This window comes from Zunongwangia pacifica (genome assembly GCF_023499215.1).
Lineage (GTDB): Bacteria > Bacteroidota > Bacteroidia > Flavobacteriales > Flavobacteriaceae > Zunongwangia > Zunongwangia pacifica.
In genome coordinates, this window is record NZ_JAKHSK010000011.1 from 99,370 (window position 1) to 115,782 (window position 16,413).

Here is a 16,413-nt window from a genome sequence, read left to right on the forward strand (position 1 = left end):
AAATTTAATTTTTTCAATTCGATAAAAAAGGATTTTCAAGCTTTAGAGCCAATTTCTAGTAATTCAACGTAAAACAAGTTTATTTTTTATGAAAATAATAGCATCTAATAGTTATTAATATGAATAATTTAGAAGACAAACTAAAGATTTTCTGTATTTTAAGAGAAAATAAGTGCTTATGAAACTAAACACTAATCAACCAAGCTTTTCGTCTTACCAAAGGGACAATCATTTTTACGACGAAATTTTTTCAGAAAATAACGAAGTTAAAGAGGTTTACAAAACGTTGTTAAACCTTTACAGTGAACATACTGTTCAGGATTTTGCAAGATTAAACGAAAAAGCAAAAGCCTCGTTTTTTAATCAGGGGATTACTTTTCAGGTTTATGGAGAGCATGAAACCAAAGAAAAAATTTTTCCATTCGATCTCTTCCCCAGAATTATCGATCATAAAGAATGGAGCCATATCGAGAGAGGTGTCTTACAACGTAGCAAAGCGCTTAATCATTTTCTCTGGGATATTTACCATGATAAAAAGATTTTAAGACAGGGAATTGTTCCTTTAGATCTTATCAATTCTTCGGCAAATTATTTAGACCAGATGCAAGGTTTAAATCCTCCCGGCGGAATTTATAATCATATTAGTGGTACCGATCTTATAAAACATTCTGATGGGAAATATTATGTCCTAGAAGATAATATACGCTGCCCATCTGGGGTAAGTTATGTGATTTGCAATCGTACGGCACTTAAAAGAGCCTTATTTGGGGTTTTTAACCATTATCAGACCCATACGGTGACCGATTACGCTGAAAATCTTTTAGAAATTATGGAATCGGTGAAACCACGTGGTGTGGACGTACCCACCTGCGTAGTCATTACTCCCGGTATTTATAATTCTGCTTATTACGAGCATTCTTATTTAGCCAAAGCAATGGGAGTAGAACTGGTTGAAGGGAGGGATTTATTCGTAGAAAATGATTTTGTGTATATGCGCACCATTAACGGCGCCCAAAAAGTAGACGTTATTTATAGAAGGATCGATGATGTTTTTATGGATCCGTTGGAATTTAGACCAGATTCAACACTTGGTGTTCCCGGTTTGCTGGCGGCCTATAAACTAGGCAATGTTTGTCTTGTAAATGCTCCTGGGACAGGCGTTGCAGACGATAAGGCTATTTACACTTATATGCCACAAATCATTAAATATTATCTGGGAGAAGAACCCATTTTAAACAATGTACATACCTATCATTGCAATCGGCCAGACGAACTAAAGTATGTGCTGGAAAATATTGAAAATCTGGTTATAAAACCCGTAGACGAAGCTGGAGGATACGGAATTTCTATTGGAAATAAACTCACCAAAGAAGAAATCGAGAAGGTAAAAACAGTTATCAAAGAAAATCCCAGAAAATACATTGCCCAGCCTATCATGTCACTTTCTGTACATGCAACCTATATCGAAGATAGCCAAAGCTTTGAACCAAGACACGTAGATCTTAGAACCTTCTGCCTGTTGGGAAAAGATAAAAGCTTTGTATTAAAAGGAGGATTAACCCGCGTGGCACTTAAAAAAGGGAATCTTATTGTAAACTCCTCACAAGGTGGCGGTTCTAAAGACACCTGGGTATTAAAAAAATAATTCAAAATTTATGTTAGCAAGAGTTGCCAATAACCTCTTTTGGATGGGGCGCTATATAGAAAGATCTGAACATGTAGCGCGATATTTAAATGTAAACTACTTTTCTTCACTGGATGCTCCTAACGAGCTTTCGCAATCCAGACAATTTGTGCTTAGATCGATGCTCTTTATGGCCAGCGATCCTGTTACAGATCCTAATATTCAATTAGATGAAGGTCAGGTGCTTTTTGATATTGCACTTAATAAAGACAAACCAGATTCTATTATTAATTATTTGCAATATGCCAGGGAAAATGCTAATAGCGCCAGAGATTTAATTTCTACGGAATTGTATGAATCCCTGAACAAATTTTATCATTATACGCTTAATTATCCGCCTGAAAAATTTATGAAAAGTGGATTATATGAATTTACAGTTCATGTAGCAGAATCTACCTCGATTTTAAGAGCGAAAGTAAGAGGAACTTTATTGCATGACGATGTGTACAGCATCATTATGTTAGGCATAAATATCGAAAGAGCTACCCAGATTATAAGGATCATCAATGCAAAATATAACGATGCCAATTTGGCCGGTGGCAGCTATGGCGACCAACTAAAAAACAGTTATGAATGGACTACACTGCTAAAATGTGCCGAATCTTATGATATGATGCGGCGATATTATAAAAAAGCGCCGCGTAGCTTAACCACACTGGAGTTTTTAATTCTCAATCCAAACTGCCCAAGATCAATAATGAATAGCTTAAACCAGGTGAGTAAACACATTAGTGATCTTTCTCATTCTAAAAATCCCGATAAAAATTCGGCTGAATTTCTGGTGGGAAAAGTACGAGCGGAATACGAGTATAAATCGATAGAAGAAATCGAAGAGGACCTTCAGGGATTTATCGAAAAAATTCTAAAGACCTTAAACGACATTGCAAAAAAAATAGAAATTGAGTATTTTTTATGAATGTTTAAAACCGAGAATCTTTAAATTCGCATTTATTTTATAACATGGCACTAAACTACGTCATAAAATATGCAGCAACAAACGTCTACGAAAATCTTGTAGGTGAAGCCCTATGGCAATTTTTAATTGCTCCTTTAAATTCAGGTTCTCAGCAAATAATAAGTTCAGAATTTAGGAATTCCCTGCAAATTCCGGTAGAAAAATCTATTAATGGATACGGATTTGAAACCTTTAGGATCCATCCTAAAAAAAGCTTTACATCTATCGATTTTGAAGCTGAATTTCATTTAATAAAAGATCATATTAATCCATTCGAAAAAACGAATGCTTCAAATTTAGAGGACGAATTTTCTCAACTTAATTCGTTAAACTTTAAAGTAGAGCACGCTACATTCTTAAAATCAACAGCGCTTACCAAGCTTCCTAAATGGCACGAAATAGATTTTATTTATTCCGAAGAAGTATCCATTTTCGAAAACATGAAAAATCTGAATTTATGGATTTTTGATGGTTTTAGTTTTAAAACTGATGTAACCGATGTTGATACCGATCTGGATATCATTTTAGAGGAAAAACAAGGGGTTTGCCAGGATTTCACCCATTTATTTTGTGCGATTGCCCGTTCCCACAACATCCCAGCGCGTTATGTTTCGGGTTACTTACATCAGGGCAATGGTTATTTTGGCGATTCGCAAATGCATGCCTGGGCAGAAGTTTTTATCCCGGGATGTGGATGGATTGGTTTTGATCCCACAAACAATCTGATTGCTGCAGAGAATCATATAAAAGTGGCACATGGCAAAGATTATTCAGATTGCCCACCAATTAAAGGGATTGTTTATACTTCAGGCACCAACCAAACAACATATAGTGTAGAAGTAAATGCTCAGCAAAACGCCCAACAATAGAATTAACAAATTCTTCAAATTTTAATTACCCAAAAAGAATTATACTGCACTAAATTAAGGTTTATGATAACTACCGATCAGGTAAAAGATATAACAGCAAGAATAGATAATTTAAAAGTTCATTTAAATATTGAACAGAAACAAATTGAAATTCAGAACGAAGAAGAAAAAACCTTCGACCCCAGCTTTTGGGATAACCCATCTGAAGCGGAAGTGTTTATGAAAACCCTAAAAGGAAAGAAAAAATGGGTGAATGACTATAATGCAGCCAAAAGCGGATTAGAAGAATTGCAGGTGTTACTCGAGTTTTATAACGAAGATGAAGCTGAAGAAGAGGATGTTGTAAAACAATATCAAAAAATACTGAATATCGTTGAAGAACTGGAATTTAAAAATATGCTCTCTGAAGAAGGTGACGATTTAAGCGCCGTATTACAAATTACCGCCGGCGCAGGTGGTACTGAAAGTTGTGATTGGGCCCAAATGCTCATGCGAATGTATTTGATGTGGGCAGAGAAGCAAGGTTTCAAAATAAAAGAACTTAACTATCAGGAAGGTGATGTTGCGGGAATAAAAACAGTGACCCTGGAGATTGAAGGTGATTATGCTTTTGGATGGCTTAAAGGGGAAAATGGCGTACATCGATTAGTACGAATTTCACCATTTGACAGTAATGCCAAAAGACATACCTCTTTTGCTTCGGTGTATGTTTATCCACTGGTAGATGATACGATAGAGATCGAAATAAATCCTGCCGATATCGAAATTACCACAGCAAGGTCTAGTGGTGCCGGTGGGCAAAATGTAAATAAGGTAGAAACAAAAGTGCAATTAGTGCATCACCCTACCGGAATTCAAATTTCATGTTCTGAGACCCGTTCGCAGCACGACAACCGGGATCGTGCAATGCAAATGCTTAAATCGCAATTATATGAAATTGAACTAGAAAAACAACGGGAACAACGGGAGGATATCGAAGCCAGCAAAAAGAAAATCGAATGGGGATCCCAAATAAGAAATTACGTGATGCATCCTTACAAACTGGTAAAAGATGTTAGAACCGCTGAAGAAACCGGAAATGTAGACAGCGTAATGGATGGGCATATAGATCCGTTTTTAAAAGCCTATCTTATGATGATGGGACAAAAAAATGACGATTGATATTGTTAGAAAATAACAGTATTTTATATAAAAAAATGTTAGCTTTTTAAAACTAGGAGGACTTAAAAGCTAAAATTGTTTATTTTAAAGAAAAAGAAAAAATGATTACCATTTATCACAATACCCGATGTAAAAAATCGAGGGAAGGTTTAGAAATTGTAGAAAATTCGGGCAAAGAATATAAAATAAGGGAATATTTAAAAGACCCACTATCTGAGGACGAACTAAAATCTTTACTAACAAAACTAAATATGACAGCGATTCAGTTGGTTAGAAAAAATGAAAAAGTATGGAAAGAAAATTTTAAAGATAAAGATCTTAGTGAAAACGAATTGGTACGAATTATGGTAGAAAACCCTAAGTTAATAGAACGACCAATTGTAGAAAATGAAACGAAAGCTGTTGTAGGAAGACCTCCTGAAGATATAAACAACGTAGTTTAACAAGAGTTATTCCTTGCTAAAAATTAAAAACATGAAACTTACACTTAACCAAAGAATATCTTTAATAAGCCTGGCAGGAATGCTTGTTGCAGGATTTGTGGTCTCACAAATTTACATGAATAGAAAAAGCCGGGAAGAAATAAAGGAAATTGCAGAAGAACTGGCCTTATTATGGAAAGAGCGGTTATTTTTAGATGAAGAGCAAACCATTAAAATGGAAGATCTTATTATCGAATATACCCTGAAGAAAAACGAGATTATTAACAGTAGTATGAATCCTATTGCGCAGGTAAGAAAACTTAAAAGTATTCAAAAAGCCGAGCATCGTAATCTGGGGAAAGTACTCTCTAAAGATCAATTCGAAAAATATCTTAACATAAATAAAGAAATTCGGAAAAAATCTTAGTAACTGAAGTTCAATCTATAAGACGTGGTTTTAACAAGCGCCACAGGCTTCTTTAACGCAAGTTTAACCAATACGCGTTAAACCTTTTTGATAAAAGGCGGTCATAAAAGAAAAAGTTTTAATGACCGCCAAATTTAATTTTAGACACAGTTTAGTGCTTTTATTTTTTTTAAGCCTAAACATCACTCTTTTCGCACAAGGTGCAGATTATACCATAACGGGTAAAGTTATAGACAATGATTTAAAAGTTCCGTTAGAATACGCTACGGTAAGTATTACCAACACAAACGATCCCAGTAAAGTAACCGGAGGCGTTACCGATGTTAACGGTAAATTTTCTATCGATGTTGCCAAAGGGACATACAATATCAAAGTAGAATTTATCTCCTACGAAAGTAAAGTCTTTAATAATAGAACAGTAAACTCAGATCTTAGCCTAGGCACGATTGCCCTGGGAGTAAGCTCTGCAAGTCTTGATGAAGTAGTTGTACGTGCCGAGACCACCCAGGTTGATGTAAGATTAGATAAAAAAATATACAATATTGGTAAAGACCTTACTACCTCTGGTGGGACCGTGAGTGATGCACTAAACAATGTTCCCTCTGTCTCTGTAGATATCGAAGGCGGAATTAGCTTAAGAGGTAACGAAAATGTAAAGATCTTAATAAACGGTAAACCCTCTGCAATGGCCGGATTTGGTTCTACCAATGTTTTAAGTCAGCTTCCTGCCGATGCTATAGAGCGTGTAGAGGTGATCACCTCCCCTTCTGCCAGATACGACGCTGAAGGAACTGCCGGGATCTTAAACATTATTCTTAGAAAAGAGAAAACCTTAGGTTTTAACGGTTCGCTTACGTTAACCGGTGGAGATCCTGCAAATGCCGGTGCCTCTGCAAATATTAATTACCGTACAGAAAAATATAACCTATTTAACACTACCGGATATCGTTATAGAAAAAGTCCCGGAAATGGTTATTTCGACACCAAATATTTTGAAGAAAGAGCAGTCCCTCTTTTAGAAGATATTAATTACGATCGTAACATCGAGGATCGCGATATGGATCGTGAAAATAAAGGTTTTAATACCAATATAGGTTTAGAGTATTATATAAACGACCAATCTTCGATCACAGGTTCCATTTTTTATAGAAAAGGTGATGATGAAGACCTTACAACCAACATCAATGAGTACTTTCTAAATGGCGCAGACCAACTGGGCACCACAAGATCTGAGTTAGAGACCGAAGATGACGAAAGCTACCAATTTGCCGTAAACTATATTAATAAATTTAATGATAAGGGACACCAATTAACGGCAGATTTTCAATATGAAATGGATAAAGAGGAAAAGGCCGCTTTTATTTCAGAATTAGTAGATTATAACAATACTGATAAAGACAACATTCGCATTCCGCGTGAAGAAACCAACACCAAAGAAGACCAAAAGGAATATTTAGTTCAGGCTGATTATGTCTTACCGATTGGAGAAGGATCTCAATTTGAAGCCGGATATCGTGGTAATTTTGAAAACACGGTTACCGATTATGAATTACGCCAGGAAAATGAAGAAGGTATTTTAGCGGTAAATGAAAACCAAACCAACATTTTTGATTATACCGAAAATGTACAGGCGCTTTACACGCAATACGGATCGAAATTTGGCGATTTCAGCTTTCTTTTAGGACTACGATTAGAAAACACCCATCTTAAAGGTAAAATTGAATCTGAATTAACCGAAGAGGAATTAAGAGAGGAATTTGGGTTCCAAATCAATACCAATTTCGATAATAATTATTTAGGCCTTTTCCCTACAGTTAATTTAATTTACGAGCTTGGAAAAGAAGAAAATATCACATTAGGATATAATCGTAGGATTAATCGCCCATGGGGATGGTTTATTAACCCTTTTCCTTCAAGAAACAGTAGAACAAATATATTTCAGGGAAATCCCAATTTACAACCCGCTTATTCTAACGCTTTTGATTTGGGATATTTAAAAAGATGGGAAAAATTAACTTTAACCTCTTCTGTTTATTTTCAAAGAGAAACCGATGCTTTTCAGAGAGTACAGGATAATATTACCATTCCGGGACCAAATGATACCGAAGTGGATGTGATTAGAACATTACCCATAAACTTAGGAACTAATGATCGTATTGGTGCAGAACTTGGGTTATTATATAATCCAGCAAAATGGCTGCGATTAAACGGTAGTGTAAACTTTTTTCAGTTTGATATTAATGGAGAATACAACGGGATCAATTATAGCCAGAAAAATACCAGCTGGTTTGCCAGGTTCAGTTCTAAAGTCACTTTACCGGCATCAATAGATTGGCAAACCAATGCATTTTACCGCGGAGCTTCAGAGGATATTCAGGGTAGAAATGATGGTATCTTATCCATCGACCTTGCATTGAGTAAAGATATTTTTAATGAGAATGCAACAATTTCGGTAAATGCAAGAGACCTGTTAAATTCCAGAAAAAGAAAGGGAACAACTATAACAGATCGTTTTGAGCAGTATAGCGAATTCCAGTGGAGACAACGTCAGGTTAATGTGTCTTTAATTTATAGATTCAATCAACAAAAGAATCAGCAAAGAAAAGAAAACAGAGAAATGCAAAATGAAGATATGGAAGGAGAGTTTTAATCAACTCTTCCTTTCCTCTTCTGTCAACAAAAAGCATAAAAAAAGGGACTTAGTAAAGTCCCTTTTTTTATGCTTTTTGTTCTTTGGCAGCTTCCCTCTTGGCTTTCTTTTCTTTTAAAAGATCCATAATAGAACCTCCCAACCAATAAGGAACGATCACCGTTGTTAGGAATATCATTAGCCAGAATCCCATCGTAAGGATTGCTAAAAATGCCAAAAAACCTAGAAATTGACCGAATTCGAACATCATAATTTTCAGTATTTGGAATACAAAGATAAAAACATTATAAAGCTTATCACAATTTAATTTATACTTTTTAAACAATATATCAACAATGTAGAATCTCAATGTATTTGAACCAATTTTAAAGCTTTTTTATACCTAAAAAGAGGCTGAAACCTTAAATTTGTGTAACAATCAATATTATCATTATGGACTTTAGAATAGAAAAAGATACCATGGGGGAAGTAAAAGTTCCTTCAGACAAACTTTGGGGCGCACAAACAGAGCGTTCCCGTAATAACTTTAAAATTGGCCCTGCGGCAAGCATGCCCCTAGAAATTGTATATGGCTTTGCTTACCTAAAAAAAGCGGCTGCCTATACCAACTGCGAGCTAGGTGTTCTTCCAGAAGAAAAAAGAGACCTCATCGCTCAGGTTTGCGACGAAATCTTAAAGGGTAAACACGATGATCAATTCCCATTGGTGATCTGGCAAACAGGTAGTGGTACCCAATCTAATATGAATGTTAACGAGGTGATCGCCAACCGTGCCCACCAGCTTGCAGGGAAAACCATAGGTGAAGGAGATAAAACCTTGCAGCCAAACGACGATGTAAACAAATCACAATCTTCTAATGATACTTTCCCTACCGGAATGCATATCGCTGCTTATAAAAAAGTGGTTGAAGTAACCCTGCCAGGAGTAAAACAGCTTCGCGATACTTTAAAGAAGAAATCTGAAGAATTTAAAGAAGTTGTAAAAATTGGGCGTACCCATTTTATGGACGCCACTCCCCTAACCCTGGGACAGGAATTTAGCGGTTATGCGGCGCAATTAGACTACGGAATTAAAGCCCTGGAAAATACACTTCCGCATCTTGGCGAATTGGCTTTAGGGGGAACTGCCGTAGGAACAGGATTGAATACTCCTGAAGGTTACGCAGTAAAAGTAGCTGAACAAATCGCTGAATTTACAGGCTTACCATTCACCACGGCAGCTAATAAATTTGAAGCGCTTGCAGCTCACGATGCTTTAGTAGAAACACATGGTGCCTTAAAACAATTAGCGGTTTCCTTAAATAAAATTGGGAACGATATTAGAATGATCGCCAGTGGCCCAAGAAGTGGAATCGGAGAAATCAATATTCCGGCAAACGAGCCTGGTTCTTCTATTATGCCAGGAAAAGTAAACCCTACGCAATGTGAAGCTTTAACTATGGTTTGCGCACAGGTAATTGGGAACGATGTGACTGTTAGCGCTGGTGGAATGCAGGGACAATTTGAACTTAACGTTTTTAAACCGGTTATGGCCGCTAACCTATTGCAAAGTGCACAATTGATTGGTGATGTTTGTGTTTCTTTTGATGAACATTGTGCTCAGGGAATCGAACCCAACCATGCAAGAATTCAGGAGCACTTAAATAATTCTTTAATGCTGGTAACTGCTTTAAATACCAAAATTGGCTATTATAAAGCTGCTGAAATTGCCAATACCGCTCATAAAAACGGAACGACACTTAAAGAAGAAGCGGTAAACCTTGGATACCTAAGCGCTGAAGAATTCGACGAATGGGTACAACCAAAAGATATGGTAGGAAGCTTAAAATAAAAACGAAGCTTCGTTTTGTACAAAATCAAAAGGCTGTCTAAAAACATCCAAAAACGTCATTCTGAACATGTTTCAGAATCTCATCTTATTGATTTAAAAATCGTTATGAGAACCTGAAATAATTCCGATAGCTATCGGAACAGGTTGACTAAAATTGAGTTTTTAGACAGCCTCTTTTTTATATTCTATTACGAACAAAAAACGATTAGTTTAGAGTTTAGATTCTTTCCTCTTTTTTCGCTTTAATCTCTTTTTTGGCTTTTTTCTTATAATGAATGCTATATCTCCAATAGGAAACTGCTCCTAAAATAGCCACCACTACTACCGAATAATATACGAATGTTGGCGTAATCACTTTATCTCCGCTAGCATAAGAATGCAGCCCTGTTAGGTAGAAATTCACTCCAAAATACGTCATCATAATCGATGCATACGCTACCACAGCCATAAAATTGAAGGTCCATCGTCCTCTCAAACCAGGAACTAAACGCATGTGGATTACAAAAGCATACACCATAATACTAATTAGAGCCCAGGTTTCTTTAGGATCCCAACCCCAGTAGCGACCCCAACTTTCGTTAGCCCACTGGCCACCCAAAAAGTTTCCAATGGTAAGCATCACTAATCCCACGGTTAATGCCATTTCAGTAATTATGGTGATTTCTCGAATACTTAATTCTATTCGTTTTTTGTTCTTTTCGGTGGTCATAATCATCAAAAGCAGGGAAACCACCCCCAGGATCATTCCCAAAGTGAATGGCCCATAACTTCCTACAATAACCGATACGTGGATCATTAACCAATAGGAATTAAGTACTGGTACTAAATTCGCAATTGCGGGATCCATCCAGTTCCAATGCGCTACCATTAAGATCATAGAAGCTACAAAAGCTGTAGAAGCTATGGTTAAGTTACTTTTCTTACCAAACGCCAACCCAAAGAACATGGTCGCCCAGCCTACATAGATCATCGACTCATAAGCGTCACTCCAGGGCGCGTGCCCAGAGATATACCATCTAAAGCCTAATCCTGCGGTATGCAGCACAAATAAAATAATAATCGCTACTGTACAAATATTAATAATTAATCGAATGGCTTTTCGATCTTTAAAAATTTGTACAACAACAAAAACTAGCATTACCAAACCTGTAAGCATATACATCCAGAACAGGTTTCTAAAAATATCGTACTTATTATATAGAATTTCAGCTTTTATCTTTCTTTCAGAAGGCATTACTTCTTCGCCGAACTTTTGCTGATAATCCTTTATACTTTGCAAATACTTGTTAGCCTGCTCGTAATCATTGGTTTGTCTTGCCAATTTTAAGGCATTCATATACAACGGAATAATTTGCCGTGTGTACACCGAATCCATTCCTTTTAAATTAGCATCCTGAGCTTCTTTATGAGAAACCCACTTATTATTTTCGTCTCCCGGTATAGGAAAAACCCTTAGAATATTACCATCTAAGGCCTGCCATAAAAGATTTACACGCTTATCGGCTTCAATAAAATCTTTCTGAAACTGGTTAGGCACAGGCGCTCTATAGGCTTTCTCTAAAAATGGCGAAAGTTTATAATTACCTTCCTCATCCATAAAATCAAGCAGACTCAAATACTTTTTACCTTCAGGAACTCCGGTAATATGATGAATACTATCATTATATTTTTTCACATAAATCAGCGGAATATCGTACCAGTAAAACGGACTTTCTGACATCGATAAAAATACCTGATCTGAATTAAGCCCATTGTAATCGTCTTTCTTACTTAGCTTTCTTAGTAATTCCGAAGAAAAAGTATTGGCGGGTTTCATTCGCCCCCCGGCATCCTGGATAATTAAACGTCCAAACTTTGCCGCGTGTTCTTTGCTTACGGCATTGGCCATAATCACAGAATCCAGCTGCTCCTGGGTAGTCTGAATATGTGCATGATCATCCTGAGTTTCCTGAGCAAAAGCACCAAAAGTAGTCCCTAAAATCGCTAAAAGGACCGCTAGCGATTTTTGTTTTGCTTTAACTTTATCCAGCATCACTTTTACTTTCCCAAAACGTGAACCTTTAGCAAACATGATCCACATTAAGCCAGTATACAATAAAAAGTAACCTATGTAAGTAATCCAGGTTCCCCAAAAATCATGGTTTACCGAAAGTACCGTTCCGCTTTCATCGGGCATAAAACTGGACTGGAAAAAACGATAGCCGTGTAAATCTAAAACATGGTTCATATAAATTTCGTAAGGCCTTGGCTCTTTGCCATCCTCGATAATTTCGATCTTACTTTTAAATGAAGAATAGCTATTTTTGGTACCCGGATATTTTTCAGCAACAAAATCCTCCAATTTTAACGAAAAAGGAAGTTCCATTTCTTTAGAACCATAATTAAGAAAAATATCAAGCCCTCCTAACGAGATTTTTTCCGGCTCAGAGGCAAGCCCCTTACCGCCCATCAAGGTCACACTTTTAGTTTCACCGTTACTGCTGATTTTAAGGTCAACCGCATCTGGCTGACTTTTTTCTTTTTGTGGAGTGGCTACAACATCATAACTTCCTTTCACGACGGGATCTGGGATTACAAATTGCATATTTCCCATGGTGTAAAGCGATCTCAGCATTAAAGGCTGAATAGAATCGGCCACCAGACTTCCCTTTTTTTGATCGGCCATGCGCATATAATCGGCTTCAAAAGGCGACTCGATTAAATATTCACCATCCTGAGTAAGTTGTATGTTTATAGCGCCTTCGGTAGGTTTATTTAAGGAGAACAGCACATTATGAATACTGCTTACTTCCCCTTCTTTAAGGTAATGATCATGTCGTGAACCTCCGCCGGCTTCCACTATTTTTAGATAATTATCACCATTAGGGTTTTCAATCAATTTCTCTTCGGCACCATAAATAAAATTTGTAAGTTCAAATTTTACCGGCTGCCCGTTATAATCGGTATTCAGTACATATTCATTATCGTACTCTGGCCCAAAAAGCACAGGTTCCTGTAGTACTCTACGTCTGGGTTCACCATTAATTTCACCATCAATAAAAAAGGTAAAATAGGTTTTTTCTGAAAGAAATTTATTAGTAGTTTCTCCTTCCTGAATGGGCATTACGCCTTCGTAACTAATATATCTGGTCACAAACGCACCAATTAAAATAAGAATAAAAGAAAGGTGCAATAAAAGGGAAGACCACTTTTCCTTCTTATGCAGATTGTAACGTTTAATATTCCCTAAAAAGTTAATAAGAAAAAATACCATTATGGCTTCAAACCACCAGGTATTATAAATCATTAAACGCGCTGTCTCTATACTATACCAGTTTTCGATAAATGTTCCTAGTGCCATTGCAATGGCAAAAACGACGAACAACACTGCCATTATACGAGTGGAAAATATGACAGAAGCAATTTTTTTTTGCATGAAAAGATAATCTTTGAAATGGCTGCAAATTTAAGGATTTTGTATTAGTTAATAAGTCTTAAATCCAAGCAATATCTGGTTTCAAATGTTAATTTTGCCTGAGTTATTTTTTTAATAATTTAGCGCAATGATAAAAGTGGTACTTCTTGGCGCCGGAAATCTTGCTCATCACCTGTTTAAGGTTTTTGAAGCCAGTACAGGGATAGAAATCGTTCAGGTTTTTAATCATCACGAGAAAAAATTAAAGGCCTTTGCAGATAAAGTTGCTACGACTACTTTGATTTCTGAAATAAAAGAAGCCGATTTTTATCTAATCTCGGTAAAAGATGATGCTATTGCTGAAGTTTCTTCACAATTACAGGCAAACAAAAATATTGTTTTACATACTTCAGGCGCGGTAGACATCAACATTTTAGCGAAGCATTCTAATTTTGGTGTTTTTTACCCTTTACAGAGCTTTTCTAAAGAAAAAGAAGTCGATTTTAGCCAAATTCCTATTTGCATTGAGGCAAATTCTGAAGAAAACTTTAAAAAAATAAGGCAACTGGCTTTACAGATTTCAGCATCGGTTTATAATATTTCATCTAAACAACGCAGAATATCTCATGTGGCTGCGGTTTTTGCAAATAACTTCAGTAATTTTATGCTCTCAAAAGCTTCTGAAATTTGCGAGAAGCACGAAATCCCGTTTGACATTTTAAAACCTTTAATCGAGGAAACTTTTCAGAAAATCAAAAAAGTTTCTCCTAAAGAAGCGCAAACCGGCCCTGCCCGTCGTAATGATAAAAAAACGATGGTGGCACATTTAGAATACTTAGATGAAGACCAGCAAAAATTATATAAAACAATATCTGAAGCAATACTAAAAAGCTATGGAAAAGAGTTATAAAGAGTACTTAAACAACATCACCACTTTTGTTTTTGATGTTGATGGCGTTTTAACCAACGGATCTGTTCACGTCACCGCAGATGGTGATTTATTAAGAAGCATGAGCGTTAAAGATGGTTATGCATTAAAACAGGCGGTGAAAGCAGGGTATACCGTTTGTATCATTTCTGGAGGTAAAAACGAAGGCGTACGTACCCGCTTAAGAGATTTGGGGATTACAGACATTTATTTAGGAATAGATGATAAGGTAGAACAACTGGATGAGTTTTTTGATATTTACGATATCAAGGCAGAAAATGTGCTTTATATGGGCGATGATATTCCCGATATGTACCCTATGAAATTGATTGGTTTACCTACCTGCCCACAAGATGCCGTACCTGAAGTTAAAGATGTTTCTAAGTACATTTCTCATAAAAACGGTGGTGATGGCTGCGTTCGGGATGTTATCGAGCAGGTAATGAAAGTTCAGGGGAAATGGATAGAAAAATAAAAAGGCTGAAAAAACAAAATACTATATGCCATATTTAAAACTGGTACGATATGGCAATTTGCTATTTATAGCTTTGTGCCTGCTGTTAATTAGGTTTGGCTTTTTTAAGCAATTCGATGCCAGCACAGCGCTTAGCGATATAGAATTTATTTTGTTGATTATCGCAGTGGTTTGTATTGCAGCATCGGGCTATGTGATCAATAATATTTTAGATTACGAAGCCGATCGTATTAACGCCCCCAAACGACTTGTCATTAGGGAAAAAATCAGTGAAAAATCGGCCTATAACTTATTTTTTGCACTTAATATTATGGGGGTAGGGCTAGGCTTTTATATTGCCAACAAAATCGATACTCCGGCATTTTCTGCTATTTTTATCCTTACTTCTGCCCTACTTTACCTTTATGCCACCTATTTAAAACATATTGCTATTGCCGGGAACCTGGTGATAAGCATGCTGGTTGGACTGGTTGTTTTATTACCGGTGATTTTTGATTTGTATCCAGAAATTACTTCTGAAAATATTAAAAATCAGCGCATGCTTTTTAATACGCTGGTATATTATTCGTTGTATGCCACATTGTTGAATTTTGTACGAGAAATCATTAAAGATCAGGAAGATATTAATGGCGACTATAAAACACAAAGTAACACGCTCCCTTTGCTCATTGGCCAAAAGAGAACCAATATGTTTGTTTTTATTTTTTGCCTTATTTTGCTGATTTTTAGCATCATTTTTTTAGGAGATGATCTATACCGTAGTACTAAAGCTGTGGTGTATGCATTGGTTTTTATTATTGCTCCCCTACTCGCTTTGGTCGCCGGAATTTTAAAAGCAAATTCTAAGAAAGATTACTCAAAATTTAGCCTTATTTTAAAGTTCATGTTATTTTTTGGACTGCTCTCTTTAGGATTTCCAGAATATTTAATGTCCTGATTTTTTATGCTGAATGAAATTTTAAAAAACAAACAGATTATTTTGGCTTCGGGTTCCCCTCGAAGACAGGAGTTTTTTAAGGATTTGCATATTCCTTTTATTGCAGATGTAAGGCCGGTTAACGAAGTTTATCCCCAACATTTAAAAGGTACTGAAATTACCGATTATCTGGCGAAACTTAAAGCCGAAGCTTTCGACGATCTTATCGAAAATCAGATTGTTATCACCAGTGATACCATTGTAAGTAATGAAGGTGTTGCAATGGGAAAACCAAAAAATGCCACCGAAGCAAAACAAATGATCGCTTCACTTTCGGGTAAAACGCATAGTGTAGAAACTTCTGTTTGTTTCACTACTGTTAAAGATCAGCAAAAAGTTCAGGAGATCGTTCATTCTTCCACAAAAGTGACTTTTAAAAAACTTTCTGAAGAAGAAATCGATTTTTATGTAACTAACTATAAACCTTTTGATAAAGCGGGTGGCTATGCCATTCAGGAATGGATTGGTTTTATTGGGATTACACATATCGAAGGGAGTTATTTTAATGTGGTGGGTCTTCCTACACATTTGGTTTACGAGACCTTAACAGCGCTTGCTTCTGCATAAAATTAAGGTGATCTGCGCAATTTAACTACGGCCCATGACGTTTTGCTTTAAAACGCTCCAAGAGTTCGCTAAAGT

General features: G+C 36.4%; 14 protein-coding genes. 12 read left to right on the top strand and 2 right to left on the bottom strand.

Annotated features, from left to right (window positions below):
- Positions 1-178 precede the first annotated feature (178 nt).
- From L1967_RS09540 to L1967_RS09570, 7 genes are all read left to right on the top strand, one after another.
- Entirely contained in the window at positions 179-1,645 is a 1,467-nt protein-coding gene (locus tag L1967_RS09540; RefSeq protein WP_249601434.1) for a circularly permuted type 2 ATP-grasp protein, read from the top strand.
- 10 nt (positions 1,646-1,655) lie between these two features.
- Entirely contained in the window at positions 1,656-2,600 is a 945-nt protein-coding gene (locus tag L1967_RS09545; RefSeq protein WP_249601435.1) for an alpha-E domain-containing protein, read from the top strand.
- Between the two features lie 44 nt (positions 2,601-2,644).
- Positions 2,645-3,508 carry a transglutaminase-like domain-containing protein gene (locus L1967_RS09550; protein ID WP_249601436.1) on the top strand — a complete coding sequence of 288 codons (864 nt, stop codon included), beginning with the start codon at positions 2,645-2,647 and terminating at the stop codon, positions 3,506-3,508.
- 63 nt (positions 3,509-3,571) lie between these two features.
- Complete coding sequence (prfB, locus tag L1967_RS09555) at positions 3,572-4,669, top strand: peptide chain release factor 2 (RefSeq protein WP_249601437.1); 1,098 nt, start codon at positions 3,572-3,574, stop codon at positions 4,667-4,669.
- A gap of 101 nt (positions 4,670-4,770) precedes the next feature.
- Positions 4,771-5,112: an arsenate reductase (glutaredoxin) gene (gene arsC, locus L1967_RS09560; protein ID WP_249601438.1), complete on the top strand. Its 342-nt coding sequence runs from the start codon at positions 4,771-4,773 to the stop codon at positions 5,110-5,112.
- A gap of 31 nt (positions 5,113-5,143) precedes the next feature.
- Positions 5,144-5,518, top strand: a complete 375-nt coding sequence (locus L1967_RS09565; RefSeq protein WP_249601439.1) for a hypothetical protein — start codon at positions 5,144-5,146, stop codon at positions 5,516-5,518.
- A 121-nt stretch (positions 5,519-5,639) separates the two neighbouring features.
- Positions 5,640-8,168 carry a TonB-dependent receptor gene (locus tag L1967_RS09570; protein WP_249601440.1) on the top strand — a complete coding sequence of 843 codons (2,529 nt, stop codon included), beginning with the start codon at positions 5,640-5,642 and terminating at the stop codon, positions 8,166-8,168.
- Positions 8,169-8,235: 67 nt separating this feature from the next.
- Here L1967_RS09570 and L1967_RS09575 read toward each other — a convergent pair whose 3' ends face one another.
- Positions 8,236-8,415: a hypothetical protein gene (locus tag L1967_RS09575; protein WP_249601475.1), complete on the bottom strand. Its 180-nt coding sequence runs from the start codon at positions 8,413-8,415 to the stop codon at positions 8,236-8,238.
- 185 nt (positions 8,416-8,600) lie between these two features.
- On the opposite strand from L1967_RS09575, the gene fumC reads away from it, so the two are divergent.
- The gene (gene fumC / locus L1967_RS09580; RefSeq protein WP_249601441.1) at positions 8,601-9,998 is read left to right on the top strand and encodes a class II fumarate hydratase; all 1,398 of its coding nucleotides are present in this window, start codon (positions 8,601-8,603) and stop codon (positions 9,996-9,998) included.
- Positions 9,999-10,215: 217 nt separating this feature from the next.
- On the opposite strand, the gene L1967_RS09585 is transcribed toward fumC, so the two are convergent.
- Positions 10,216-13,413 carry a cytochrome c biogenesis protein CcsA gene (locus L1967_RS09585; protein WP_249601442.1) on the bottom strand — a complete coding sequence of 1,066 codons (3,198 nt, stop codon included), beginning with the start codon at positions 13,411-13,413 and terminating at the stop codon, positions 10,216-10,218.
- 127 nt (positions 13,414-13,540) lie between these two features.
- On the opposite strand from L1967_RS09585, the gene L1967_RS09590 reads away from it, so the two are divergent.
- From L1967_RS09590 to L1967_RS09605, 4 genes are read left to right on the top strand one after another with little or no spacing between them, the layout of a single operon-like run.
- Positions 13,541-14,302 carry a Rossmann-like and DUF2520 domain-containing protein gene (locus L1967_RS09590; RefSeq protein ID WP_249601443.1) on the top strand — a complete coding sequence of 254 codons (762 nt, stop codon included), beginning with the start codon at positions 13,541-13,543 and terminating at the stop codon, positions 14,300-14,302.
- Positions 14,286-14,795, top strand: a complete 510-nt coding sequence (locus L1967_RS09595) for a KdsC family phosphatase (RefSeq protein ID WP_249601444.1) — start codon at positions 14,286-14,288, stop codon at positions 14,793-14,795. The genes L1967_RS09590 and L1967_RS09595 overlap by 17 nt, the downstream gene beginning before the upstream one ends.
- A gap of 25 nt (positions 14,796-14,820) precedes the next feature.
- Positions 14,821-15,732, top strand: coding sequence for a geranylgeranylglycerol-phosphate geranylgeranyltransferase (locus tag L1967_RS09600; protein ID WP_249601445.1), 912 nt, complete (start codon positions 14,821-14,823; stop codon positions 15,730-15,732).
- A gap of 6 nt (positions 15,733-15,738) precedes the next feature.
- Positions 15,739-16,338, top strand: coding sequence for a Maf-like protein (locus L1967_RS09605; protein WP_249601446.1), 600 nt, complete (start codon positions 15,739-15,741; stop codon positions 16,336-16,338).
- The last annotated feature ends 75 nt before the right edge of the window (positions 16,339-16,413 follow it).

Coding starts and splice junctions, on each gene's coding strand:
- L1967_RS09540 (WP_249601434.1), top strand. CDS start 179: ATGAAACTAAACACTAATCAACCAAGCTTTTCGTCTTACCAAAGGGAC.
- L1967_RS09545 (WP_249601435.1), top strand. CDS start 1,656: ATGTTAGCAAGAGTTGCCAATAACCTCTTTTGGATGGGGCGCTATATA.
- L1967_RS09550 (WP_249601436.1), top strand. CDS start 2,645: ATGGCACTAAACTACGTCATAAAATATGCAGCAACAAACGTCTACGAA.
- prfB (WP_249601437.1), top strand. CDS start 3,572: ATGATAACTACCGATCAGGTAAAAGATATAACAGCAAGAATAGATAAT.
- arsC (WP_249601438.1), top strand. CDS start 4,771: ATGATTACCATTTATCACAATACCCGATGTAAAAAATCGAGGGAAGGT.
- L1967_RS09565 (WP_249601439.1), top strand. CDS start 5,144: ATGAAACTTACACTTAACCAAAGAATATCTTTAATAAGCCTGGCAGGA.
- L1967_RS09570 (WP_249601440.1), top strand. CDS start 5,640: ATGACCGCCAAATTTAATTTTAGACACAGTTTAGTGCTTTTATTTTTT.
- L1967_RS09575 (WP_249601475.1), bottom strand. CDS start 8,415: ATGTTCGAATTCGGTCAATTTCTAGGTTTTTTGGCATTTTTAGCAATC.
- fumC (WP_249601441.1), top strand. CDS start 8,601: ATGGACTTTAGAATAGAAAAAGATACCATGGGGGAAGTAAAAGTTCCT.
- L1967_RS09585 (WP_249601442.1), bottom strand. CDS start 13,413: ATGCAAAAAAAAATTGCTTCTGTCATATTTTCCACTCGTATAATGGCA.
- L1967_RS09590 (WP_249601443.1), top strand. CDS start 13,541: ATGATAAAAGTGGTACTTCTTGGCGCCGGAAATCTTGCTCATCACCTG.
- L1967_RS09595 (WP_249601444.1), top strand. CDS start 14,286: ATGGAAAAGAGTTATAAAGAGTACTTAAACAACATCACCACTTTTGTT.
- L1967_RS09600 (WP_249601445.1), top strand. CDS start 14,821: ATGCCATATTTAAAACTGGTACGATATGGCAATTTGCTATTTATAGCT.
- L1967_RS09605 (WP_249601446.1), top strand. CDS start 15,739: ATGCTGAATGAAATTTTAAAAAACAAACAGATTATTTTGGCTTCGGGT.